The organism is Massilia agilis, assembly GCF_024756255.1.
GTDB classification, from domain to species: Bacteria; Pseudomonadota; Gammaproteobacteria; order Burkholderiales; family Burkholderiaceae_D; genus Telluria; species Telluria agilis.
The window spans coordinates 1-275 of sequence record NZ_JANUHB010000030.1 but is presented as its reverse complement, the minus strand read 5'-3'; the positions used below and the strand labels follow the sequence as shown (position 1 = coordinate 275).

At 70.5% G+C, this 275-nt stretch carries 1 protein-coding gene; it reads left to right on the top strand.

The features are described from left to right. Window positions 1-275: hypothetical protein (locus NX774_RS23330; protein ID WP_258824691.1), on the top strand; the 275-nt coding region annotated here is incomplete at both ends.

Here is a 275-nt window from a genome sequence, read left to right as displayed (position 1 = left end):
GGCGGTGCGCACTGGACGAGCGGCAGCGGCACCAGCTTCAACCTGGCCGACGGCACCTATGCCGCCGGCGTGGTGCAGGTACGCCAGACCGACGTTGCCGGCAACCTGAGCACGGCCGGCTCGAATGCGGCGGCCATCACCATCGACACCTCGGCCGCGGCGCCTGCACTGGCGCTGGCGACCGATAGCGGCGCCAGCGCCGCGGACGGCATCACCAAGGATGGCACCATCAACGTGACCCTGCCGCCAGACGCGGCAAGCTGGGAATACAGCGT